Source organism: Amycolatopsis sp. NPDC049253, assembly GCF_040678995.1.
In the GTDB taxonomy this organism is placed as follows: Bacteria; Actinomycetota; Actinomycetes; order Mycobacteriales; family Pseudonocardiaceae; genus Amycolatopsis.
Map to the genome: position 1 here is coordinate 1 of NZ_JBFAQX010000040.1, position 23,578 is coordinate 23,578.

Annotated in this window: 14 protein-coding genes and 1 pseudogene; 3 read left to right on the top strand and 12 right to left on the bottom strand. The window is 70.6% G+C overall.

Annotated elements, in window-relative coordinates; translation table 11 throughout:
- Positions 1–104 precede the first annotated feature (104 nt).
- Positions 105–260 (top strand): annotated as a pseudogene (locus tag AB0K15_RS43615) (DNA ligase); the annotation flags it as partial.
- 253 nt (positions 261–513) lie between these two features.
- On the opposite strand, the gene ccrA reads toward AB0K15_RS43615, so the two are convergent.
- The 9 genes from ccrA to AB0K15_RS43660 all read right to left on the bottom strand — a co-directional run bounded on the left by ccrA (position 514) and on the right by AB0K15_RS43660 (position 14,843).
- Positions 514–1,785, bottom strand: coding sequence for a crotonyl-CoA carboxylase/reductase (gene ccrA, locus AB0K15_RS43620; protein WP_364065728.1), 1,272 nt, complete (start codon positions 1,783–1,785; stop codon positions 514–516).
- Between the two features lie 97 nt (positions 1,786–1,882).
- Complete coding sequence (locus AB0K15_RS43625) at positions 1,883–4,564, bottom strand: amino acid adenylation domain-containing protein (protein WP_364065731.1); 2,682 nt, start codon at positions 4,562–4,564, stop codon at positions 1,883–1,885.
- Between the two features lie 12 nt (positions 4,565–4,576).
- Positions 4,577–5,401 carry an SDR family oxidoreductase gene (locus tag AB0K15_RS43630; protein WP_364065734.1) on the bottom strand — a complete coding sequence of 275 codons (825 nt, stop codon included), beginning with the start codon at positions 5,399–5,401 and terminating at the stop codon, positions 4,577–4,579.
- A gap of 11 nt (positions 5,402–5,412) precedes the next feature.
- Positions 5,413–6,114, bottom strand: a complete 702-nt coding sequence (locus AB0K15_RS43635) for an alpha/beta fold hydrolase (protein ID WP_364065737.1) — start codon at positions 6,112–6,114, stop codon at positions 5,413–5,415.
- A gap of 11 nt (positions 6,115–6,125) precedes the next feature.
- Positions 6,126–6,827, bottom strand: a complete 702-nt coding sequence (locus tag AB0K15_RS43640; protein WP_364065740.1) for an SDR family oxidoreductase — start codon at positions 6,825–6,827, stop codon at positions 6,126–6,128.
- Between the two features lie 32 nt (positions 6,828–6,859).
- Positions 6,860–8,113, bottom strand: coding sequence for a cytochrome P450 (locus AB0K15_RS43645; RefSeq protein ID WP_364065743.1), 1,254 nt, complete (start codon positions 8,111–8,113; stop codon positions 6,860–6,862).
- 20 nt (positions 8,114–8,133) lie between these two features.
- Positions 8,134–9,468 (bottom strand): MFS transporter, encoded by a 1,335-nt coding sequence (locus AB0K15_RS43650; protein ID WP_364065746.1) that lies wholly within the window; start codon positions 9,466–9,468, stop codon positions 8,134–8,136.
- Between the two features lie 8 nt (positions 9,469–9,476).
- Positions 9,477–13,085 carry a beta-ketoacyl synthase N-terminal-like domain-containing protein gene (locus tag AB0K15_RS43655; protein WP_364065751.1) on the bottom strand — a complete coding sequence of 1,203 codons (3,609 nt, stop codon included), beginning with the start codon at positions 13,083–13,085 and terminating at the stop codon, positions 9,477–9,479.
- Positions 13,086–13,175: 90 nt separating this feature from the next.
- A complete protein-coding gene (locus AB0K15_RS43660) occupies positions 13,176–14,843 on the bottom strand; it encodes a condensation domain-containing protein (RefSeq protein WP_364065754.1) in 1,668 nt (555 codons plus the stop codon).
- 675 nt (positions 14,844–15,518) lie between these two features.
- On the opposite strand from AB0K15_RS43660, the gene AB0K15_RS43665 reads away from it, so the two are divergent.
- Both AB0K15_RS43665 and AB0K15_RS43670 read left to right on the top strand, forming a co-directional pair.
- Positions 15,519–16,760: a cytochrome P450 gene (locus AB0K15_RS43665; protein WP_364065757.1), complete on the top strand. Its 1,242-nt coding sequence runs from the start codon at positions 15,519–15,521 to the stop codon at positions 16,758–16,760.
- Positions 16,753–17,511: a thioesterase domain-containing protein gene (locus AB0K15_RS43670; protein WP_364065760.1), complete on the top strand. Its 759-nt coding sequence runs from the start codon at positions 16,753–16,755 to the stop codon at positions 17,509–17,511. The genes AB0K15_RS43665 and AB0K15_RS43670 overlap by 8 nt, the downstream gene beginning before the upstream one ends.
- Here the strand turns inward: AB0K15_RS43670 and AB0K15_RS43675 are convergent, their stop codons facing one another.
- The 3 genes from AB0K15_RS43675 to AB0K15_RS43685 are packed head-to-tail and all read right to left on the bottom strand — an operon-like array spanning position 17,512 to position 22,998.
- Positions 17,512–18,495 carry an aldo/keto reductase gene (locus tag AB0K15_RS43675; protein WP_364065763.1) on the bottom strand — a complete coding sequence of 328 codons (984 nt, stop codon included), beginning with the start codon at positions 18,493–18,495 and terminating at the stop codon, positions 17,512–17,514.
- A gap of 46 nt (positions 18,496–18,541) precedes the next feature.
- On the bottom strand, positions 18,542–19,666 hold the full coding sequence (locus AB0K15_RS43680; RefSeq protein WP_364065766.1) for a hypothetical protein: 1,125 nt from the start codon (positions 19,664–19,666) through the stop codon (positions 18,542–18,544).
- Entirely contained in the window at positions 19,663–22,998 is a 3,336-nt protein-coding gene (locus AB0K15_RS43685) for an amino acid adenylation domain-containing protein (RefSeq protein WP_364065769.1), read from the bottom strand. Before AB0K15_RS43685 ends, AB0K15_RS43680 begins: the two co-directional genes overlap by 4 nt.
- Positions 22,999–23,578: the final 580 nt, after the last annotated feature.

A 23,578-nucleotide genomic window follows, 5' to 3' on the forward strand; every position in this document is an offset into this window, starting at 1 on the left:
CGGTCACGATCTCCTCACGCACCCTGACGATCTTGGACTACCCGCCGCCGCCCACAACGCAGACACACCGACCTCATTCTGAACTGATCTCTTAGTCCGGAGAAGGAACCGGGTTCTCCGCAACGGAACGCGCCCGGCTGCAACGACTGCTCGAGCCGCTGGAACGTCGCACCCATCCGTTCGCCACGACGCCCCCGCGCGAAGACACCGCACGCGCCCGATGGGTGACCCCGAAGCTCGTCGGCGAGGTCGTGTACCGGCACGCCATTGCACGAACGGAGCCACTGGCAACTTCGTCACCGGGCCTGTACTTCGTCGGGCTGTCCTTCCAGACCGCCTTCTCGTCCATGCTGGTCGGCGGCGCCGGACAGGATGCGGACTACATCGCGAAGCACCTGGTCGCCCGTGCCGTCGGGCACCGGCGGGGGCTGCGGCTGCGGTGTGACCGGTCCGGGGACGCCCCGAGGGAGGCTCGGCCACGCCGTCGTCACGGCGTGGCCGAGCGGGCGCGGCTCAGGCCGGGACGAGTGCGGCGAGCGTGGACTCCAGATCGCGCAGCCCGGTGTGGGGCGCGTTGACCAGGACGGCCATGTTGCCCGGCGGATGGGCGTTGTCGTGCATGAGCTGGTGTGCCCGGCCCACGTCGGTCAGGTCTCCGCACCACGACAGGCACGGGTCCAGCCGGCCGGACCCGACCAGCTCGGTCACCTCGCGGCACTCACGCGAGTTGGCGTAATGCGAGCCCTGGAGCCGCTTCTGTCGCATCCACAGGTGCCGTAGGTCGAGGTCGGCGTTGTAGCCGCTGGTGCCGCCGCAGATCACCACCATGCCACCGGAGTCGCACACGTACATGGAGGTGGGGATGGTGTCCTGGCCGCTGTGCTCCAGCACGATGCGCGGCGAACGGCGCTCGCCGAGGACGTCCCAGATACGGCGGCCGAAGCCGCGTGCGCCGTGTGTCCACCGTGCCATCGCCTCTTCGTCCATCACATCGGGCAACCTGCCCCAGTGGTCGAACTCCTTGCGGTTGATGACGCCTTCGGCGCCCAGCCGCAGGCAGTGTTCAGCGCGGGAGTCGTCGGAGATGACCGCGATCGGGACGCCACCGAACATCCGCACGATCTGGATGGCCATGGAGCCCAGCCCGCCGGCGCCGCCCCAGATGAGGACCGGGTCGCCGGGCCGCACGGCGTGCGGCGGCCAGCCGAGCAGCTGCCGGTAGGCCGTGACGCCGGTCAGCATGAAGCAGGCCGCCTCCTCCCACGTGAGGTTGGCGGGCTTCGGGTGGCACTGATATTCGTCGACAACGGTGAACTGCGCGAAAGAGCCGTAGTTGTTCTCGTAGCCCCAGACGGCCTGCGACGTGGACAGCACGGGGTCTGCGCCGAGCCTGATGTCGGCGGCCGTCTCGTCCCACTGGAGCCCGGACAGCACGACCTCGGAGCCGATCCGGACGTCGCGGACGCCCTCGCCGACCGCCCATACGACGCCGGAGCCCTCCGAGCCGCCGATGTGGAAACCGCTCAGGTCGCCGGCCTTTGCGCGCGCGGTGATCACGTCGAGCGGCGACCCGAGCGCGGACCACACGTTGTTGTAGTTGATCCCGGCCGCCATGACGAGCACCAGGACCTGGCCGCGGCCCAGCTCAGGCACCGGCAATCGTTCGATCTCGAAAGCGCTGGCCGGCGGACCGTAGCGCTCCGGGCGGATCACCGAGGCGTACATCTGCTCGGGCACGCTGCCCATGGGCGGGATTTCGCCCAGTTCGTAGAGCGACTTGACCATCGCCGTCATCCTTTCCAGTAACCCGCCTCCGCGGAACACGGGACGGTCAGTCGGGCTCGCCCGCTTTCGGGTAGCTGTCGATCCTTGGGTGCACGCCTCATCCCGAGGCACGGACCGTCCGCGCCTCGAGTCCGGTCACAGGACTGTCCACAGAGGCCGGTGGTGGACCGAAAGCCGAGACGACGGAGCGGATCGTCGGGTGGCGGTACAGCTCGCGCAGGTGCAGCGGTGGCAGACCTCCTTCCCGCATGCGCGCCCCGATGCGGACCGCGAACAGGGAATTGCCGCCCAGCTCGAAGAAATCGTCGTCCAGCCCCACCGGGACGCCCAGCACGGAACCCCACACCTCGCGCAGCCGCGACGCGAGGTCGTCGCCGTCCGCGGGCGGGCCGACCGGTTTCGCCGGGGTCGCCGGTGGCGGCAGCTTCGCCGTGTCCAGCTTGCCGTTCGTGGTCAGCGGCAGGGATTCCAGAGTGGACACCGTGGTCGGCACCATGTACTCGGGCAGGATGCCGGCGGCTCGCTTGCGCACGTTCGACGTCGCATCGGAAACACCGGGCACCGGCACCACGTACGCGTCGATCCGGGCGGTGGCCGCGTCGTTCGGGTCGTCCCGGCGCACCACGACGGCCGCGGCAAGCACGTCCGGGTCCTCCAGCAGCACCGCGCGGATCTCGTCGAGCTCGATGCGGAACCCGCGCACCTTGACCTGGCTGTCGATGCGCCCCAGGTGTTCGAGCGTGCCGTCCGGCCGCAGTCTGCCCAGGTCGCCCGAGTGGTAGACCCGGCCGCCCGGCAACACCGGGTCCGCGGTGAAGCGCTGCGCGGTCAGGTCGTCCCGGCCCAGGTAGCCGGACGCCACCCCGGCCCCGCCGACCCAGATCTCCCCGGGCACACCCGGCGGCAGCAGCCTGCCGGACGGGTCCACCACGTACACGTGCCACCCGGGCAGGGCCGGTCCCACCGACCGTGAGCCGGCCAGCGCGTGCCGCCGGGTGATCGTCTGGTGCGTGACGTGCACGGTGGTCTCGGTGATGCCGAACATGTTCACCACCCGGCACACCGATTCGGGGTGCGCGTCGAACCACGGCAGCAGCACCCGCTGGTCCAGTGGTTCGCCGCCGAAGACCACCAACCGCACCGCCAGGTCGTCGTGCGGCACTTCGAGGAGCTGCGCGAACGCCGACGGCGTCTGGCTGAGCACAGTGACCCGCTCGGCCACCAGCAGATCGCGGAACCTCTCCGGATCGCGGGAGACGAAGTACGGGACCACGACCAGCCGGCCGCCGGTGAGCAGACAGCCCCAGATCTCCCACACCGAGAAGTCGAACGCGCTGGAGTGAAACAGGGTCCACACGTCCGAAGCCCGCCGGGTCTCGAGCCGGTACTCCTCGCGGGTCGCGTCCAGCAACGCGATGACGTTGCGGTGCGGCACCACCACTCCCTTGGGCCGGCCCGTCGACCCGGAGGTGTAGATCACGTACGCGGGGTCGTCCGGCGACCCCGAGGTGGTCACCGGTTCCGCCCCTGCCGCGACCACGTCGTCGGGCGTCACCGGGGACGCGGCGCCGGAGAATTCGGCCAGCCGCGTGACCACCAGTCGCAGACCGGCGTCCCGCGCGGTGTAGGTCAGCCGCTCGGCCGGATATGCGGGGTCGGTGGGCACGTAGGCGGCGCCCGACTTGAGCACGCCCAGCAGGGTGACGACGAGTTCCGCGGTGCGCTCCAGGCACACCCCGACGCGGTCGCCGTCCGAGACGCCCAGCGCGCGCAGCCCGCTCGCCACCGCGTCCGAGCGCTCGTCCAGCTCGCGGTAGGTGAGGGAAACCTCGCCGTCGGTCAGCGCCACCAGGCCAGGGGAGCGGGCCGCGACCGCGCGAAACGCCGCGTCGATCCGCGTCGGCATGGCCCTCGACGCCCGGTCCGGCCGGCCCAGCTCGGCCACCCGCCGGCGCTCCGCCTCGTCCAGCAGATCGACCGTGTCGGCGTGCACGTCCGGGTCGGCCACCACCTGCCTGTGGACGCGCGCCAGGTGCCGGGCGCACTGCTCGACCTGCTCCGGCGAGATCCGCCCCGCCTGGTGGTCGCAGCGCAGCCGGACCGAGTCACCCTTGCGCCACAACGAGAACGTCAACGTCCACGGTGGCGTGAGGCAGGGCCGGTACTCGTCGGCACCGAAGTCCACATCGGACACCAGCAGTCCGACTGCGGCCGGTTCGCCGGTCGGTTCGACGGCGGCTCCGGGCGTCACCCGTAGCGCGCCCCGGTCGGTGCCGATGACCGCCCAGCCCGGCGAGTCGACCGAGGCGTAGCGCACCAGGGTGATCGCGAGGGCAGTGCGCCAGCTGTCTGCGGTCCCGGCCTCGGACCGCGGCAGGACCAGCTCGAACGCGCCCGCGTCCACCGGGTCGGGGGCCGAAGCCCAGTCCGGCACCGGTGCCGCCGCGACCGCCACCACCTCGCTCCCGGCCGGCTCCACGGGGTCCGCGCCGGTCAGCGCCGCCGCCGCCGCGCGCAGCCCGGCCGCGTCCAGGAAGCCCCGATCCGCCACCAGCACCAGGTCCGCGACTTCGTCCCGGTAGCGCAGCAGGGTGCACCGCAGGCCGGTCGCCGCGCGGCTCAGCTCGGTCTCGCGCCGCCATCGCGCGACCGGCTCGGTCGATTCGGCGGGCACGTCCTCCACCCACAGCCGGGACCAGCCGGGTGCGGTCAGCACCTCCGGGCGGACCGCCGCGGCGAGCCGGACGCGCAGCGCGTGGCATCGGGCACCTGCAAACACATGTCCTCCTGATCAGTGCGCGGTGAAGCCGCCGTCGACGGTCAGCACCGAACCGGTCACCTGCGAGGAGTCGTCCGACGCGAGGAACACCACTGCCCCGGCGACGTCGTCGGGCTCGATCAGCCGGTTCATCGGCTGTGACTGGGTGAACGCCGCGACGTGCTCGTCCGCCGGCACGTCCAGCGCGCCGGCGATCTCCCGCAGCATCCGGCCCTCACCCTCGGTGGTGTCCCGCACGTTGCCCGGGCACACCGCGTTCACCCGAACCTTCAGCGGCGCGTAGTCCAGCGCCGCGGCCTTGGTAAGCCCGATCAGCCCGTGCTTGGCCGCCACATACCCGGCGAAGTGCCGGTAGCCGACGAGTCCCGCGGTGGAGGCGATGTTCACGATGCTGCCCGAGCGCTTCTCGCACATGGCCTTGCCGACCTCGCGGATCAGCCGCCACGCCCCGGTCAGGTCGACCTCGAGCATCAGCGACCACTCGTCCTCGGTGATCTCGTGCACCGGTTTGCCCGAGGGCGCGGCGATGCCGGCGTTGTTCACCACCGCGTCGATCCGCCCGTAGCGCTCGCCCGCCTCCGCCACCGCGTCCCGTACCGACGCGGTGTCGCGCACGTCCGCCTTCGCGGTGAGCACCGACGCGCCCCGATCCCGGCACAGGGCCCCCGTGTGTTCGAGCTGGCCGGCCGATCCCAGCGGGTACGGCACGCCCGGCAGGTCCGCGCACACGTCCAGCAGCACGAGGTCTGCGCCCTCGGTGGCGCAGGCGACCGCGATCGCGCGGCCGATCCCGCGGGCCGCCCCGGTGAGGACGACGACCTTTCCGCTCAACCGCATCGCCTGTTCCCCTAGACCGCGACGTCGATCAGCTTGAGCAGTTCGGGTGCCGACTCGGTCAGGTACATGTGCCCGCCGGGCAGCTCCACGTACTCGAACCCGGCGCCGGCCACCTCGGACCAGCGGGCGCCCTCGGCCGCAGTCACCAGCGAGTCGTGCGACCCGCGCAGCGACGTGAGGGGAGCGGGCAGCCGGTCGTTCGTGCTCGGCCGGTAGTTCTCGTGCATCTCCACGTCGGCGCGCAGCGTCGGCAGGATCAGCTCGCGCATCTCCGAGTCCTCGAGTGCCGCGTGGCTGAACCCGGCGAATTCCGACACCCGGGCCAGGAACTCGTCGTCGCCAAGGCCGGTGGCACGCCGGGGCCGCTGGGTGTGCGGCTCCGGCGAACCGCTGACGAACAGGTGCCGCAGCACCAGGTCCGGGTGGGCGAGGACCCGGTGCGCGAGCTCGTAGGCGAGCACCGCACCCAGGCTGTGTCCGAACAGGACCACGTCGGTCAGGCCGTCGAGCTGCCGCACCACGTCCGGCAGCAGCTCGTCCGCCGCGACCACGGCGTCCCGGTAGGGCTCGGCGTCGATCCGCCGCTCCCTACCGGGCAGCTGCACCGGCACGACGACCAGCCGGTCACCCGCCTGTGCCGTCAGTGCCGCCCATGGATGGAAGAACGAGGCTCCCGCCCCGGCGAACGGCAGGCACACCAGTCCGATCTTCACTTCTCGTCCCCTCAGGCAGGCTGGCCGATGGGCCTGACGATGATGGTGTTGACGTCCACCCCGGACGGTTGGCCCAGCGCGAACACGATCGAGTCGGCGACCTGGTCCGCTGACAGCAGCAGACCGTCCGGCAGCCCGCCGAACTCGTCCCAGAACGGCGTCTCGGTGCGGCCCGGCGACACCAGCGTCACGCCGACGCCGTCGGAGGTGACCTGACGGCGGGTGTTCTCCGCCAGCCCGGTGACCGCCCACTTGGTGATGCCGTAGATGTTGCCCGCCGAGTATGCGTGCCCGGCGACGCTGCCCACCAGCACGATCCGGCCCTTCGATTCCTTCAGCGCGGACAGTGCGGCCCGGACCAGGAGCGCCGGTCCCAGCACGTTGGTCAGGACCATTTCCCGCCAGCCGGCCGGGTCGCCCTCAGCGATGTCGTCGTGCGTGGCCCAGCCCGCGTTCGCGACCACGGCGTCCAGCCGGCCGAACCGCTCCAGCGTGGTGGCCACCGCCGACCGGACGACGTTCCAGTCCCCGGCGTCGCCTTGGATCGTCAGGAGCCCGGCGGGCTCGCCCGCCTCCTTCGTGAACCGGTCCAGCCGCTCCCGGCCGCGTCCGACGACGGCCACCCGCTGCCCCTTGTCGAGCAGCTGTCGCGCGGTGGCGGCTCCGATGCCGCTGCCACCACCGGTGATCAGCGTGACGGGGATGTCGGTCATGTGGTTGCTCCCAAGGGTTGTGCGGTCGAGAACTAGCGGGGCAGCTTCATGGTGTAGGTGATCGGCAGGCTGGAGACACCGCGGCCGACGGAGTTGTCATAGAGCCACGGGAGCTCGTCGCGCGGCGCCGCGAGCGCGATGTCCGGCAGCCGGCGCAGCAGAGTGGTGAACGCGATCTCGCCCTCGAGGCGCGACAACGGGGAGCCCGGGCAGAAGTGTGCGCCGTGGCCGAAGGAGAAGTGCCGGTTGCCGGTGCGGGTGATGTCCAGCCGGTCCGGGTCCTCGAACACCTTCGGGTCGCGGTTCGCTGAGCTGATCATCAGGTGCACGAACGCTTCCTTTCCGATGCGCACACCCGCCAGTTCCATGTCCTCGGCCGCCACTCGCAGCGTGCCGCGGTAGACGGGCGGCTGGTAGCGCAGGAACTCTTCGATCGCGCCGGGCGCGAGGCTCGGGTCGCCGCGCAGCAGCTCCAGCTGGTCCGGGTTCGCGAACAGCGCCTCCATGCCGTTGCTGATCGTGTACGCGGTCGTCTTGTGCCCGGCGTTGATCAGCAGGATGAGCGTGGACACCAGTTCGTCGTTGGTGAATCGGCCGTCCTCGTCGGCGGCGCGGATCAACGTGCTGACGAGGTCCTCGCCCAGTTCCTCGGCGCGGCGGGCGGCCAGCAGGTCCTTCAGGTACTGCTCGATGCCGTCGCTGGCCCACTTGAGCCGGCGGTTCTCCTCGTCGGTCGCGTACGGCGCGCCGCTGAGCAGCAGGCCCCACTCGTGCAGCTTGTCCCGGTCGTCGAACGGCACGCCGAGGAACTCGCAGATCACCTTCAGCGGCAGGCTCAGCGCGAACTCGTGGAACAGGTCGGCCTTGCCGTCGGCGAAGGCGTCGATCAGATCATCGGTGGTCTCTTGGATTCTCGGCCGCAGCGATGCCATCTTGCGCGGGGTGAACGCCTGCGCCACGAGTTTGCGCAGCCGGGTGTGTTTCGGGGCGTCTGCGGTGAGCATGTTGCGGATGAGGGTCGGGCTGGAGTCCTTCAGCAGGTCCTGCCACCACGCCGGCGCGTTGTCCACGCTCTTGGAAAGCCGCGGGTCGGAGAACAGGCTGCCGACCGTCTCGTAGTCCATGACGATGTACGCCTCGGCGCCGATCGGGTGATCGACCTGGTGCACGGGGCACTTCGACCGCAGGCGGGCGTTGTCGGCGTGGCGGTTGGGGTAGGTCGGCTCGGTGAAGAACTCCGGAGGGAGCGTTTCGTAGTCGACGCCCGGCTGCGCTTCGGTGCTCATTCCTTCTCCTCCGATGACGGTCATACGGCGACGGCTTCCGGGGCGGGCAGGGTGCGGATGCGCTTGGTCAGGGTCGGCAGCGCGGCCACACCCGAGATCACGCACATGGTGATGAACACCCACGTCGATCCGGCCAGATCGAACACCGCGCCGACCAGGAAGACACCGATCGGCGCCGCGCTCATGGACATGAAGAACACCGCGCCGAGCACGCGTCCTTGGACCTTGTCCGGGGCGACGGCGGCGAGGTAGGACAGGAACAGGGTGCTGATGATCGGGCCGCGGATGAACACGAGGGTCACGATGACGCCCAGCGGGATCACCCCCGGGGTGACCGCGAGCAGGATCGCCACGACCGGACCGATCCACGCGCCGTACAGGACGATCACCGACGGCTTGACCTTCTTGAACACCCACCCTGCGATCAGCGAGCCGAACAGCCCGCCGAGGCCGGCCACGGCGAGGGTGGCGCCGATGAACGACTCCGACGCGCCCCTGCCCTGTGCGGTCGCGATCAGCGCGAGGAACACACCAGAGTGGGTGAACGCCATGTTCGACCCCATGATCCAGATGATCAGCGGGCGCAGGATCGGCTGCTTGAACAGGAACCGGAAGCCCTCGACCGTGCCGCCCTTCTCCTTGGCCGACCGGCTCTGCTCGCTCTGCATCGGCTTGCGCACGAACAGCAGGAGCAGGCTGGAGACCAGGAACGACACCGCCGCCGCGAGGTAGGGGAACGCCCGCGCCACTCCGAACAGCGCGCCGCCGATCGGGGGTCCGGCCACGGTCGCGCCGAAGTACCTGATCTGGTTCTGCGCGGTGGCCTGGGTCAGCTGGGACGCCGGCACCAGCGCCTTGATCGCGGCGAGCCCGGCGGGCTGCGACAGTCCGAAGCAGACGGCCGAGCTCAGGGCGATCGCGAAGATCACGGCCATGTTCGCGCTGTCGGTGAAGATCAGCACGCTGAACAACGCCAGCAGCACGACCCGGACCAGGTTGCAGCCCATCAGCAGCAGTCTGCGGTCCAGCCGGTCGGCGAGTGTGCCCGCCGGGATGGAGATCAGGCTCGCCGTGATCAGCTGCGCCGATCCGACGATGCCTGCGAACAGCGTCGACCCCGTGGTGGCCAGGATCAGCAGCGGGTAGGCGATCTCCGCGGTCTCCTTGGCCACCGCGGCGAACGCCTCGCTGCTCCACAGCGCCTGGAAGTTCCAGTTCTTGATCAGCGGCGTCTCCGGCGTCTCCGGAGTCTCCGGTGCCGCGGCGTCCGGCTCGGACATGGGCTCGGGAGGGTCCGCGTCGAGCACGCGGTCCTGCGTACCGGTGCCGCGTTCGCGCGGTTCGGTGGACGACATCCACAACCTCAATTCCGCACCGGCGCGACGCCGGGCAATGTGGTGAGCAGGTCTTCGGCGAGCCGATGCACGTGCGGCTCGGTCAGCACCGACCAGTGGTTCCCCGGCACCGGGAGTACGCGCACGCCGCCGCCGTACAGCGGGGCCAGGCGGGTGGTGAGCCGCTGCGCTCCGCGCGCGTTCACGCCCACCTTGAACACCACGGCCGGGCAGTCCACCGCGCGTGGCCGGTACGGTGCGAGCACACGCGCCTTTTCGAGGAGCAGCTTGCGCAGCGCGGGGTTGCGCCGCATCTGCCGGCCGACCTCGCCCAGGTTCAAAACGCCGGCCACCTGGAAGAAGGCTTGGCTGTACACGAACTCCGGGTCGAGCCCCAGCGGCATGCCGCGCCGGCCCGGCATGAACGCGTCGATGCACAGCAGCGCGTCGACGACTTCGCCGCGCGCGACGAGCAGGCGGGCCATTTCGTGCGCCACGACCGCGCCGAACGACCACCCGCCCAGCGTGTACGGGCCCTCGGGCTGGATGCCGAGCACCGCGTCCACCTGCTGCGCCGCCAGTCGCGCCACGGACCGATGTACGCGGTCCGTGGGTACGGGCTCGAGCCCGTACACCCGGCGGTCCGCGTCGAGCCGGTCGGCCAGCGCCTGGTAGCTGAGCGCGGTCCCGGCGGCGTCGGCGGCAAGGAACAGCGGGCGGCCCGCGCCGTCCCGGAGCCGCACCGTGTTCACCGGCGAGCGCATCGCCGGAGTTTTCGGCCGGTCCCGCTCGGCCAGTTCGACCAGGCGCCCGAACGTGGGTTCGGGGGAGAACTCGGCCAGTGACACCACGAGCCCGGACTGTTCCCGCAGCCGGCTCATCAGGTGCAACGCGATCAACGACTCGCCGCCCAGCGCGTAGAAGTGGTCCGCATCGGAGGCGGGCGGCTGTCCCAGGGCCGTGGCCCACAACCGCTCCAGCACCGGTCGCACCGAGTCCTCGCCGGTGATCGGCACCGGCTGCGCTTTTGTCCGCACGGCGGCCGGCACCGGCTGATCGCCGTTCGGGTCCTGGCCCAGGAACGGGTGCGGCGGCAGGGAACGGCGCACCAGGGATCCGGTGCCCGCGAGCACGGTTTCGCTCAGCACGTCCACGCCGCGCTCCCACAGCGTGCCCAGCGCCCGCAGCAGGCCCAGGTCGCCGTCCTCGGCGCGACCCAGCAGCGGCAGCCCGGTGCGGGTTTCGTCCCAGCGCGCGTTCCAGCGCACCGCGCCCAGCATGGAACCGCCGGGGCCCAGCTCCAGGAACGTGTCGACGCCAGCGTCCAGCAACGTCTCCACACCGGCGTCCATCAGCACCGGCCGGGTGAATTGCGCGGCCCAGTAATCCGGTCCGGCCACAGCCTCCGGGTCGGCCCAGGTGCCCGTGGTGTCGGACACCAGCGGCAGCACCGCGGGCGACGCCTGGGTGTCCGCGACGACCTTGTGCAGGATCTCGGCAGCGGGGGCCAGCAACGCGCAGTGCCCAGGCCGGTCCACGGCCAGCATCCGCACGTCGAGTCCGGTCAAGGCGTCTCCACCCAGCAGCTCGTCCACATCGGACTCGAGTCCGGACAGCACCACGCCGCCGCGGCTGATCACGGACACCTTGACCGCGTGGTCCGGGCCGATCCTGCGCAGCACCTCGTCGGAGGTGCCATTCACCGCGACCATGCGGCCGGGCGGCGCCTCGGCCCACGCCACGCGGGCCCGCTCGTGCACCAGGGCGGCGGCGTCGGCCGGCGACCACACCTCGGCCAGGGCGGCCGGCGCGAACTCGCCGATGCTGTTGCCGAACATCCCGACCGGGGTGATGCCCCAGTCCATGAGCTGCCGGCCCAGCGCGTAGCCGAGGGCGAACAAACCGAGCTGCTGGTTCACGCCTTCGTCGAACCACTCGGGCGCGCTGTCGTCCTCGGCCACGACCGGCGAAAGATCGACGCCGCATCGCTGGAGCACGGCGTCCCGGATCTCGTCGAACCGGCGGCGAAAGCCGGGCAGCAGCCGATACGCGGGCGCACCCGCGTTGTACCGCAGGGTGCCGTGCCCAGGGAACAGGAACGCGACCTTGCCGAGCGGGCGCGGCTGCGCCGGGTCGCCCGCGGCGGCCAGCAGGTCCGCGGCGTGCGCCGGGTCGGAAACCGCGAACGCCTGCTTGTGCTTGTGGACGCGGCGCCCGGCGAACGTGCGGGCCACGGCGTGCACGTCCGGTTCCTCGCGCACCGCGCCGGCCAGGTCGGCGCGCAGCCTCGCCAGCGCCTCCGGCGTCGCCGCCGACAGCGGGAGCAGCGTCCCGCCCGGCCGCGGCGCGGCCTGGTCACGGTCCGGCGGGCCGTGCAGGACGACGTGCGCGTTGGTGCCGCCCACGCCGAACGAGCTGACCGACGCCAGGCGGGCACCACGGTCGGGCCACGGCTGGTGTTCGGTGCACACCCGAAACGGCGTGTCCTCGAGCTCCAGCATCGGATTCGGCTCGTCGAAGTGCAGGCTGGGCACCACTTCGCCGTGGTCGAGCATCAGCACCGTCTTGATGAAGGAGGCCACGCCCGCCGCCGCGCTGGTGTGGCCGAGGTTGCCCTTCACTCCGCCGAGGAGGCAGTAGCCAACCGCGTCGGTGGACATCCGGAACGCCTCGGTCAAGGCCTGTACCTCGACGGGGTCGCCGATCGGGGTGGCGGTGCCGTGTGCCTCGACGTAGTCGATGTCGGCCGCGTCGACGCCGGCGAGCTTCTGCGCGTAGCGGATGACATCCCGCTGGCCGGGGATGGACGGTGTGGTGTAACCCATCTTTTCCGCGCCGTCGTTGTTCAGCGCCGAGCCGAGCACCACCGCCGAGATCCGGTCGCCGTCCGCCAGCGCGTCGGCGAGCCGCTTGAGCACCACCACGCCGACGCCCTCGCTGGGCACGGTGCCGGTGGCGGACGCGTCGAACGGTCGGCAGTGCCCATCCGCGGACAGTGGGCCGCCCGGCTCGTGCCAGTAGCCCCACTCGCCCTTGGGTGCCACGGCGACGCCGCCCGCCAGCGCGGCGTCGCACTCCCGTCTCAGCAGGCTCTGCACCGCCATGTGAATCGCGACCAGTGAGGTGGAGCACGACGTTTGCACAGTCAACGCCGGGCCGCGCAACCCGAGCTTGTAGGCGACGCGGGTGGCGACGTGGTCCTTCTCCAGCCCGAGCACGCGGTCCAGCGGATTCAGGTCCAGGCCGGTGCCGGAGTGGGTGCGGTCGGCGCCCGCGTACACGCCGATCCAGCCGTCGAACCGGGACGGATCCAGGCCGGCATCGTCCAAAGCGGACGATGCCGTCTCCAGGAAGACCCGTTGCTGGGGGTCGATTCGCGCGGCCTCAGCGCGGTGGTAGGCGAAGAACGGCCAGTCGAAGTTCATCGAACCTTCGAGGATGCCCTTGGCCGGCACGAAGTTCGGCCGGCGCACGTCGTCCGGGTCCGCGCCCAAGGTATGCACCAGGTCCTCGACGTCGAACCGGGTGATGCCCTCGATGCCGTCCCGCAGCAGCTCCCAGAACTCCTTGATGTCGTTCGCGCCGGGCAAGCGGCATGCCATCCCGACAACCGCGACCGCGTTCTCGGTGTTGGTCACTCGTTCCCTTCCCGCTCAGGTTTGCCACCGGGTTTCGGCGTCCTTCGGCCCGCGCGCCCTCGTGAGTCGGGCGGACCACGGGAGCTGGCTTCAGCTGCGCTCGGTTCCGGTGCGGCGATCACGCACCGAGCCCAGGAGCCGGTCGCGGCTGCTGCCCTGGCCCGCGGTCGCTTTCTCGGCCGGGGCGGCCAGCAGCTCCGCCTGCCCGCGCACGGTTCCGGCGCGGAACAGGTCGACGGTCCGCAGCGCCCGGCCCGACTCCTGGCTGAGCCGCTCCACGAGGATCACCAGCCGCAGCGAGTCGCCGCCCGCGTCGAAGAAGCTGACGTCGTCGTCGACGTGCTCGGTGTCGAGGACCTCCCGCCAGATGGAGCGCACGAGGCCCAGCCGCGTGGCGGGGTCGGCCAAGTCGGCCTGGTTCGTGGAAGGCTGGTTCAGCACTTTTTCCTCCGGGTCGCGTGCGAGGTCGGCTGCGCTGCGGCGCAGTGCGGCCAGTAGCCGGGTGGTCGTTGGCGCGGTGAACAGCTCCGCCGGGTGGTTCAGGGACAGCGCGAGCCGCCCTCGCCCGGTGGTCTGGTCCAGGCGGACGAACAGCGCGAGGTCCCACTTGCTGTACTCCGGGCGCAAGGGCTGGAATTGACCCACCACGTCGGGGGCGAGCTCCGGCGGTTCCGGTGCGTCGGCCAGGTTGACCAGCACCGGGGTCATCGGCGGACGGACGAGGTCGCGGTCGGGGTCGAGCGCGGCGGCGATCGCGTCCAGCGGCACGTCCGAGTCGATGAACGTCTCCATGCCCGCGGTCCGTGCGGTCCGCAGCAGTTCCCGCCACGAGGTGCCGGCGTCGAGCCGGACGCGCAGCACCAGCGTGGTCATGAACATGCCGATCGCGTCCGCGGCGGCCGGGTCGTCCCGTCCGGGCCAGACGACCGAGAACAGGAAGTCGGTCTGCCCGGTGGTCCGCGCGAAGGTGCCGGCCAGCAGCGCCACGCCGGTCATGAAAACGGTGCAGCCCTCCTGACCGGCGATGGCAAGCACGGCTTGCGTGGCGTCGGCGTCCAACATCGTGTCGGCGGTGGCGCCGATCATCGACAGCTCGGGGCTCTCCGGGTCGCAGTCGTAGGGCAGCGCCAACGTGGTCGGGGCGCCGCGCAACCGATCCACCACGCCGGCGACCCGTCCGGCGAATCCCTCGTCGTCCTGGCCGTCCTGCACCTCCGCGGGGTGCGGCGAGGTGGGGAGCTCCGGCTCGGCACCTCGGGCGAGCGCCCGGTAGGTCGCGCCGATCTCGTTCACCAGAAGTTGCCGGGACACCCCGTCGAACACGATGTGGTGCACGGTCAGCACGAGCAGCGTGCGGACGGCGTCGAGGCGGATCACCTCGGCCCGCGCCGGTGCTTCCTCGGCCAGCTCGAACGGCGTATAGCAGAGCGCTTCCACGAGGCGCTCCACCTCGTCGGCGGACCAGCCGTCGGCGACCGCGTCGGTGAAGCCGACTTCCGGCGCGGACCCATCGGTGCGATATTCGACGCGCCGCGCGGCGGTGTGCAGCCGGAACCGCGAGCGCAGCGCGTCATGGCGTCCCAGCGCGCGTTCCACGGCCGAAGTCAACAATGCGCAGTCGAGAGGACCCGTGAATTCGAGGACGGTCGGCAACAGGTAGGTGGGGCGAAGCCGTTCGATCCGGTCGAGAATCCAGATGCCCTGCTGGGTCGGCGTCGCCGGGTGCCAGGTGCCTTGGCCGGGATGAGAACTAGTCATCGACGTGCTTGCCCCTCGTCCCCGTGATGAGGGTGCGCCGCAGCGACGCCAGGACGCGCGCATTCGGCAACGATCGCATGACCTACCCCCAAGAAATCCCATTGAACGGGAATGAGCCCAGTGCCTGCCGCAGACCCGTTGTTCCAGGGCTGCCGAATCGAACCATAGGGAGGCCTCGCAGTTCCGTCAAGTGCTCGACTACGGCAATTCCGTGGTCCATTTTGGACAAAAATCCGCGGTACCGGTACCGCCGTGGTTGACGATTTCGTGAACGTGGTGATTTACTGTGTCGCCGGGCTGGACCGCGTGTCGAGTCCACGCGCCAGGGCTGGGGATCTGGGGGGTTGACGTGGCGATTATCGGCGCCGGCCTGTGATGCGGCAAATGGCGCTCGGCGTGGACCAAGTGGACCAACCGTTGTCCGACCGAATGCGATTCAATGGTCGCCCGGTCGACGGATATTTGTATTAAGAGAGCGATTTTCGACTCGATTCTTCGGCTTGCGGCAACGACGCCGCGCATTCCGCGCCGAGGTTGACCGTCGAAGTGTCCGGACCACGCCGGATCGGTCGGCTACCCCCGATCGGCGGCCTGCGTCCGGAATAGCACTGTGCCCGCTCGCCGATCAGGAGTCTGCCGGATGGCTCACTCCCCGAACCGATGAGGACACCGGCCATGCCCGTCCACGACGCACCCGTTTCCGGATGCCCGGTGCACGTAGGTGACACCGATCTGGTCGACCCCCACCTCTACAGTGACGGCGACGCGCACGAGGTGTGGCGGGAGCTGCGCGCGGAGGAAGGGCTGAGCTGGCACCAGGTCGACGAGCAACGCGGTTTCTGGTCGGTGGTGCACTTCAAGGAAACCGATCACGTGCTGCGCAACACCGCGCTGTTCACGTCCGAGCGCGGCACCATGCTGGAACTGCTCGGCATGGATGACCCGGCGGGCGGAAAGCAGCTCGCGGTCACCGACCCGCCGCGGCACACGATCATGCAGGCGAGGCTGAAGAAGGCCCTGGCGGTCAAGGCGGTCGACCGGCAACGCGAGACGATCCGCGAGCTGATCACCGACCTGCTCGCGCCGATCGGCGACGGCGGGGTTTTCGACTGGGGCCAGGCCATGCTGGCGATGCCGATGTCTGTGACGGGCACCATGATGGGGCTGCCGCCCGAGGACTGGCCGTGGCTTTCCCGGCTCACCACGATCTGCATCGCCGCCGACGATCTCGAATACCAGGACGAGGGCAGCCGGTCCGCGACGCTGGACATGGCCCACCGCGAGCTGTTCGCCTATTTCCAGGACCTGGTGCGGTTCCGCCGTGACCATTCGGGCGACGACCTGATCAGCGTGCTGATCAACACCAGCTTCGAGGGCAGGCACATGTCGTCCGGCGAGATCGTGTCGAACTGCTACAGCCTGCTGCTCGGCGCGAACGTGACCACGCCGCACGCGCCGAACTTCGTGATGGCCGAATTCATCGACTCCGACGTGCTGCCACAGTGGGCCGCCGAGCCGGAGGTGGGTGCCACCGCCGTCGAGGAGGCGCTGCGCTGGGCGTCGCCGGTGAACCACATGCTGCGCTACGCCACACAGGACGTGATCGTGCGGGGCACCCCGATCGCGGCCGGCGACGCGGTGGTGGTGTGGCTGGGCGCGGCCAACCGGGACGAGACCGAGTTCCCGGACGCCGGGACGTTCGACATCCGCCGCAAGCCGAACAAGCACCTCGCGTTCGGCATCGGCCCGCATTACTGCGTCGGGCACAGCGTGGCGCGGGTGACGCTGCGTACCCTGTTCGAGGAGCTCCTGGCGCAGTACCGGGACTTCGAGCCCGCCGGCGCGCCCGAGCGGCTGGTTTCCAATTTCGTGTCCGGTTACAAGCACGTGCCGATCACCGCGAAGCGGCGTGGTTGACGTCCTCGCCCGCCGGCAGCGGGCACTGCGCTACTACGGCACGCCGGGCAACACCCGGATCCGGCTGTTCTGCTTCCACTACGCGGGCGGCACCGCGGCGATGTTCCGGGACTGGCCGGACCGGCTGCCGCCCGACGTGGCGACGGTGGCGGTGCAGTTGCCTGGCCGGGACACTCGGCTGGACGAGCCACCGTACGTCCACATGGGACCGTTGGTGGCGGAACTGCTGGACGTGCTGGACCCGATGCTGGACGAGCCGTTCGCGTTCTACGGCCACAGCATGGGCGCACGGGTTGCGCTCGCACTGGCGCACGCACTGCGCGCCGGCGCCCGGCCCGGCCCAAGGGCACTGTTCGCGGCCTCGAGCGCCGCTCCCGCATTGGGCACCGAGGTGCGCGGCTGGGACGAGCCCGACGAAGGGCTGATCGCCTACCTGCGTGAACTGGGCGGTACGCCGGCGATCGTGTTCGAGCGCCCCGATCTGCTGGATCTGTTCCTGCCCCCGCTGCGCGCCGACCTCACCGTGGTGGCCACCTCCGGCGCCCCGTCGCGGCCCCCGTTGGACGTCAGGTTGCACGTGTTCTCGGGCGCCGACGACCGGGAGGCGTCACCGGAGCGGATGGCGGCGTGGCGGGAGGAGACCACAGGGCCGTACGCCTTGGACGTCGTGCCCGGCGGTCACTTCTTCGAGCCGGCCGGGCTGGCGCACGTCCTCGACGTCATCGCCACCACCCTCTCCGAGCCTTGCTGATCAGTGCGCCGCGTCCAGCAACGCGCGCTGGTCGGCGGTCAGTGTCAGGTCCACCGCCTCGAGGCTCTCGTCCAGCTGCGCCAGCGACGACGCGCCGACCAGCGGGATGACCGGCAGGTCACCGCCGATCATCCAGGACAGCACGACCTGGTTGGCGGTGGCGCCGGTCTCCCGCACCACCTCGTGCAAAGCCGTGAGCCGGGCCTTGGTGCCCGCGTGGTCGTGCAACTCGCCCAGCGGCCGGTCCTCGCGCACGTATGCGCCGGACAGCAGCGGTGAGTACGCCAAGAGGGTCAGGTCCGGGCGGTCCCGCAGGTAGGTCATCAGCTCCGCGCTGAACAGCCCGAAGTCGCCGTCCTTCGTCCGGCGGCCCGGCACGTCGCCGCGCGCCCGCAGGTAGGTGTGGTGGTACTGGACGACCTCGTAGCTGGGCAGGTCGGCGGCGTCGGCGAGCGAGCGCCATCGCTCCAGCCGCCACGACCAGTGGTTGCTGGCGCCGAGCATGGCCACCGTCCCGTCCCGCACCAGCGAGGCGAAGGTCTCGACGATGTCCTTCTGCGGCGTGTCCATGAAGTCCGCGTGCGCGTACAGCAGGTCCAGCCGATCCACGCCCAGGTTCCGGCGGCTGCGCGCTGACGACTCGCGGATCACATGCGGCGCCAGGCCTTCCGGGTTGAAGACGTCACGGCCCGAGGTCTTCGGCCGGCCGCCGAGCTTGGTGGCGATCACCACCTCGTCGGTGATGCCCCGGCTGCGCCGCCAGCGGCCGAGCAGCACCTCGCTCTCCCCGCCCTGGGTGCCGTTGATCCAGAACGCGTAGTTGTTGGCAGTGTCGAGGAATGTGCCGCCGGCCGCCACGAACCGGTCCAAGATGGCGAACGCTCGCTCCTCCTCGACGACCGTGCCGAACAGCATGGCACCCAACGCGAGCGCGCTCACTTCTCGGCGTTGCTCGGGGTTGGTGCCGATCTTCCGATACTTCATCCGGGTGTTGTCTCCAATGCGGTGGCGTGAACGTGTTCCGAACAGATCATGATGTACGGTCCCCGTCGAGATCCAGAAACAGGTGGTCCAGACCGACGTAGGCGAGATTGGGTCCCCACTCGACGGCGTTTTCAGCCAACGCGGCGTCGGGGAACCGTCGGGCGAACCGGCGCAGCACCGTCGCGGCCTCGAGCCGGGCCAGTGGCGCGCCGATGCAGTAGTGCACGCCGTGGCCGAACACCAGGTGCCGGTCGGCGTGTTCGACGACCGGGGGGAGGTCGGACAGGTCCGTGTCGAACAGGCCGCCGCCGGCCAGCGAAACCAGCACCAAATCGCCCGCGCGCAGCGAGGCGCCGTCGAATTCGAAGTCTCGCGCGACGACCCGGCCCACGTTGCGCAGCGGCGGTCGCTTCTCCAGCACGGACTCGACCAGGGACTCGACCTCGCCGGGCCGGTCGGCGCGGACCCGTTCCCACAGGACAGGGTCGTCCAGCACGGCCAGCAGGCAGGACCCGATCAGTGAGGCGGTGGTCTCCAGGCCACCGAACAGGATCATTGCCCAGGTCGCGGTGGCACGGGCGCGGTCCTCCGGAGTGTCGCGAGGAAAACCTTGCAGAGCAGGGGAAAGCTCCAGCGCCTCGGCCATCTCCAGCATGACGCGGTGCGCGGACCGGGCGTGGTCGCGCCGGTACATCGCGGCGATGAAGCCGGACAGGGTCTTGGACCACGTGTGCAGCACGGCCGGTTCCCGTGCCACACCGACGATGTGGCCCATCACCCGTCCCGACACGCCTTCGGCCACGGCCGGCACGGCGTCGTGCCGGCCGTCGGCGGCCAGGTCGTCCAGACAGGCGTCCACGATCGCGTCGACTCGAGGGCCGAGGGACCGGGTGAAGGAGGCGGAGAACATGCGCTGCAACGGTTTGCGCAGCGCGATGTGCTCCTCGCCGTCTGTGTGCACGAACCACAGTCGGAGGAATTCGGTCAGGTCCCGATGTTCCCGCCGGGCCTCCTCCGTCATGTACAGCTCGCCCAGCCGCTTCGAGGTCTGGGACGAGAACCCCTGGTGGTTGAGGACGACGCGGGCCAGTGCGGGGTCGGAAACGACCCAGCATTCGAGCCCGTCGTCCCACATCATGCCGCGCACGTCGTCGCGGACCAGCTCGGTCATGACCGCGCCGCCTGATCGATGAGCTTGTTCAGGCCCGCGGGAGTCGGCGCCAGCAGGAAGTCCCGCAACCGCACGGACACACCGAGTTCGTCGCGGACCAGCCGCAGCAGCCGCACCGCACCCATGGAATTGCCGCCGACGGTGAAGAAGTCGGTGTCCGCGGCCAGCTCGACAGGCCGGTCCAGAGCGCGGGCGAACAGGCCGGGCGCCATGCCGAGCGGGTCCGCGTCGGGTGCCGCGATCCGCTGCCCGGCGGGTGCCGCCACGGCCGCCAGCGCCCGGCGGTCCACCTTGCCGTTGCCGGTCACCGGAATCCGATCCACCACGGCCCACAGGCTCGGCACCATGTACGCGGGCAGCCGATCGGCCACGAGGTCCCGCAGCTCTTCGGTCTCGACCGGCAGGCGCATGGGCACGATCGCGGCGAGCAGCCGCTTCTCGGCGCTGTCCCCATCGCTGACGACCACGGCCGCGTCGCGCACCCTCGGGTCGGCGGCCAGCACATCGGCTATGGCGGACAGCTCGATGCGGTAGCCCCGCAGCTTCACCTGGTCGTCTCGGCGGCCGAGGAAGCGCAACCGCCCGGCGCGGTCCACGCGGACGAGGTCACCGGTGCGGTAGAGCCGGTCCGGGACGTCGGGGGAGAAGTGGTCGAAGCTCTTGGCCGACTCGGCCTCGTCGCCCGCGTAGCCGTGTGCCAGGCCCTCACCCGCCACGTACAGCTCACCGACCGCGCCCGGCGGCACGATCCGGTGCCGCCGATCCAGTACGTGCACGCGAGTGCCGGGCAACGGGGTGCCGATGGGCAGGGGCCCGTCGACCTCCGCGGTCGACGTGACCGAGTGGGTGGTGGTGAAGGTGGTGTTCTCGGTGGGGCCGTAGCCGTTGGTGACGACGATCCCGGGGTGGCGCTCCAGCACGTGCGCCGCTTGGGCGTGCGGCACGACGTCGCCGCCGGTGAGAAGGTGCCGGAGGCTGCCGAATCCGGCCGGCGCGAACTCCTCGACCAGCCGGAACAGGCCCGCCGTCAGCCATGCGACGGTGACCTGCCGGTCGAGCAGGAACCCGCTCAGCTCGCTGGGCGACGGCAGGCCCGCCGGGTACACCTCCAGCGCGGCGCCGCCCGCGAGCGGGCCCCACAACTCCAGGGTGGACGCGTCGAACGCCAGCGGAGACAGGCGGAGCATCCGATCTTCCGGTCCGAAGTGGACGAAATCGGGGTCGTGCACAAGCCGCACGATCGCCCGGTGCGGCACCGCGACGCCCTTGGGCAGCCCCGTGGAGCCGGAGGTGAACGCGAGGTAGGCCACATCGTCAGGGCCCGTCGCCGTGGGCTCGGCGGACGAGGACCCCCAGGTCGGTTCCCACGTCGCACAGGCCGGCACGCCGAAGCGGGCGATGGCGTCGGGGGAAGCGGCCAGTGCGGCCTTCGGCGCGGCTTTGGCCAGGATGTGCCGGACCTGCGCCTCGGGTTGGCCCAGGTCCACACCCACGTACGCGGCACCGGCCCACGCAATGCCGAGCACCGCCACGACCTCGGCCATCGACCGGTCCAGTGCCACCAGCACCCGGTCACCGAGACCGACGCCGAGTTCGCGAAGCCGGCGCGCCTGCTCGGCGGCCGCGCCCGCGAGCTGTGCGTAGGTGAGCTCCAGCTCGCCCTCGCGCACCGCCACCGCGTCCGGGGTGCGCTGCGCCGCCCGGCGGAACAGCTCGTCCGCGGTGACCGCCGGGAAGTCGCGGCGCGTACCGTTCAGGGCGTCGAGCGCCGCCCGTCGCTCGGCGGAGAGGCACCGGAGGTTCTCCACTTTGCCACCGGCTGTGGCGAGTTCCCTGGCGGCCGTGGTGAAGTCTTCGAGGAACGCACGTGCGTCCGCCTCGCTCCACAGCGCCGTCGCGTACTCCAGCTGTGCTCCCAGCGTCGGGCGGGACCGGCCGAACAACAGGGACAGGTCGAACTGGGCGCCGCCGCCGTGTCCCTCCTCGACGCGGAGCCGCACGTCGCCACTCTCGATGCTCTGCGGCACCAGCTGGTCGTGCATGCCGAAGGAGACCTGCACGAGCGGGTGGGCGCTCAGCCCGCGCTCCACACCGAGCCTGGTGACCAGCTCGTCGAACGGCAGTGCGCCCGCCTCGATGCTGCGCGCCAGCGATTCCTGCACCGCGCGCAGGTAGCCCGCGGGATCCGCGTCGTCGTCGACCTCCAGCAGGACCGGCACCAGATTTCCCGCGACGGCGACCAGTTCGGCCAGCTCGGCGGTGTCGCGTCCGTAGAGGGATACACCGACCAGCAGCCGGTCGACGCCGGTCCAGCGACTCAGCGCCAGGCCGTACGAGCCGAGGAGCAGCGCGAAGGGGGTGATGCCCAGGTCACGTGCGCGGTCCCCGACCAGTGTCGTCAGGTCGGAGTCAAAGTCGAGCGGGATGCGTTCGCCGGCCGGGTCCTGGACCGTGGGGCGGGGCTGGTCCGTGGGCAGTTCGAGCACGGTGGGCGCGCCGTCGAGGTGCTTGAGCCAGAACTCGGCCAGCCGGTCCCACTCACCGCTGGAGCGGTCCTGCGCGTGGTGGCGCAGCAATGCTTCCGTGGTGGGTGCGGGTCCGGTGCGCGGCAGGGGGTCGCCCACCTTCAGTGCCCGGTAGGAGCCGAACAGCTCGTCGAGCAGCAGTCCGACCGCCCACCCGTCGAGCAGCACGTGGTGCGCGACCAGCACGACCGCCTGCGTTCGCGCACCGGAGATGAACAGGTAGCGCAGCGGGGGCGCGGTGGTGAGGTCGAAGGGGACGCGGCCGTACTCGGTGGCGGTGGCGCGGACGAACTCCTCGAAGTCCGGGCCATCGTGCCCGATGTCCACGATCTGCGGTACCGCCTCGTCCAGCACCACCGGCACGACCTCGCCGTTCTGCTCGCGGAGCAGGGTGCGCAGCGAGGCGTGCCGCGCGGTCGTGGCGGTGGCGGCGCGTCCGAAGACCTCACGATCCAGCGTTCCACTGTCCACATAGGAGGTGAACACCAGGTTGTAGGTCGAGCCGCCGAGGATGTTCTCGACCAGCCACATGCCCCGTTGGGTCGGGGTCAGCGACTGCCCGGCCGGCTCGGGTGCCGCGGTGGCGGCGGGCGCCGTGCCGACTGCGTTCGCGAGCACCGTGCCCAGCGGCGCGGACGAGAGCAACTCCGCCACCGACAGCCGCAGCCCGAGCTGTTCCTGGGCAAGGGCCGTGAGCCGAATCGCCCGCAGCGAATCGCCGCCGAGTGCGATGAAGCTGCGGCTGGCGAACCCCGTTCTGTCCGTCGCCGGTCCGAGGACCGAGAGCGCGTACTCGTCCAGTGACATGCCGACCTCCGGGTCTTGGGTGGAACTGCTGCCTGGGCCCGGTGCGGACCAGGCGGTGGTCACAGCCCGACGAGACCCGTCAAGGGGGTCGCTTCACAGGTCGGACGTGGCCGGCAGCGGTGGGCGCGGGAGGAGCGAGGTGGAGTTCCCCATCGGTGTCCGCAATCCTCGTCGGACTTCGAGTGCGTGAGGTCGCGAAGACCCGAACGCGCCATTGCGCGCAGTCCCCAGCCGGTCACGCCAATCCCCCCATGGCTGCGATGCTAAGAGTGTTCGCCAAACCCTGTCAACATCCGCTGTTCGGCCTAGTGAAGCATTCGGCCGATACTTATCATTCCACGTTCCCGACGATTCCTCTCGGCCTGACCTCGCTCGCGCGGGACAGTTTTGTGCTGTGTCAAGGGCCGGAGAGGCTATTCCGGAATCGGTGTTTCCGTCGTTGTCGATCAGTATGTATCGGTGACCGGTAAGTGCTCACTGAACGTGAGGGAAAGGTGTTGATCACGGGTTTCCACCGCCTCGTCCCGCCGGCGCGGCCTGGGGTGGGACGGAGGCGGTGGGTCACGAAGGTATGGACCGT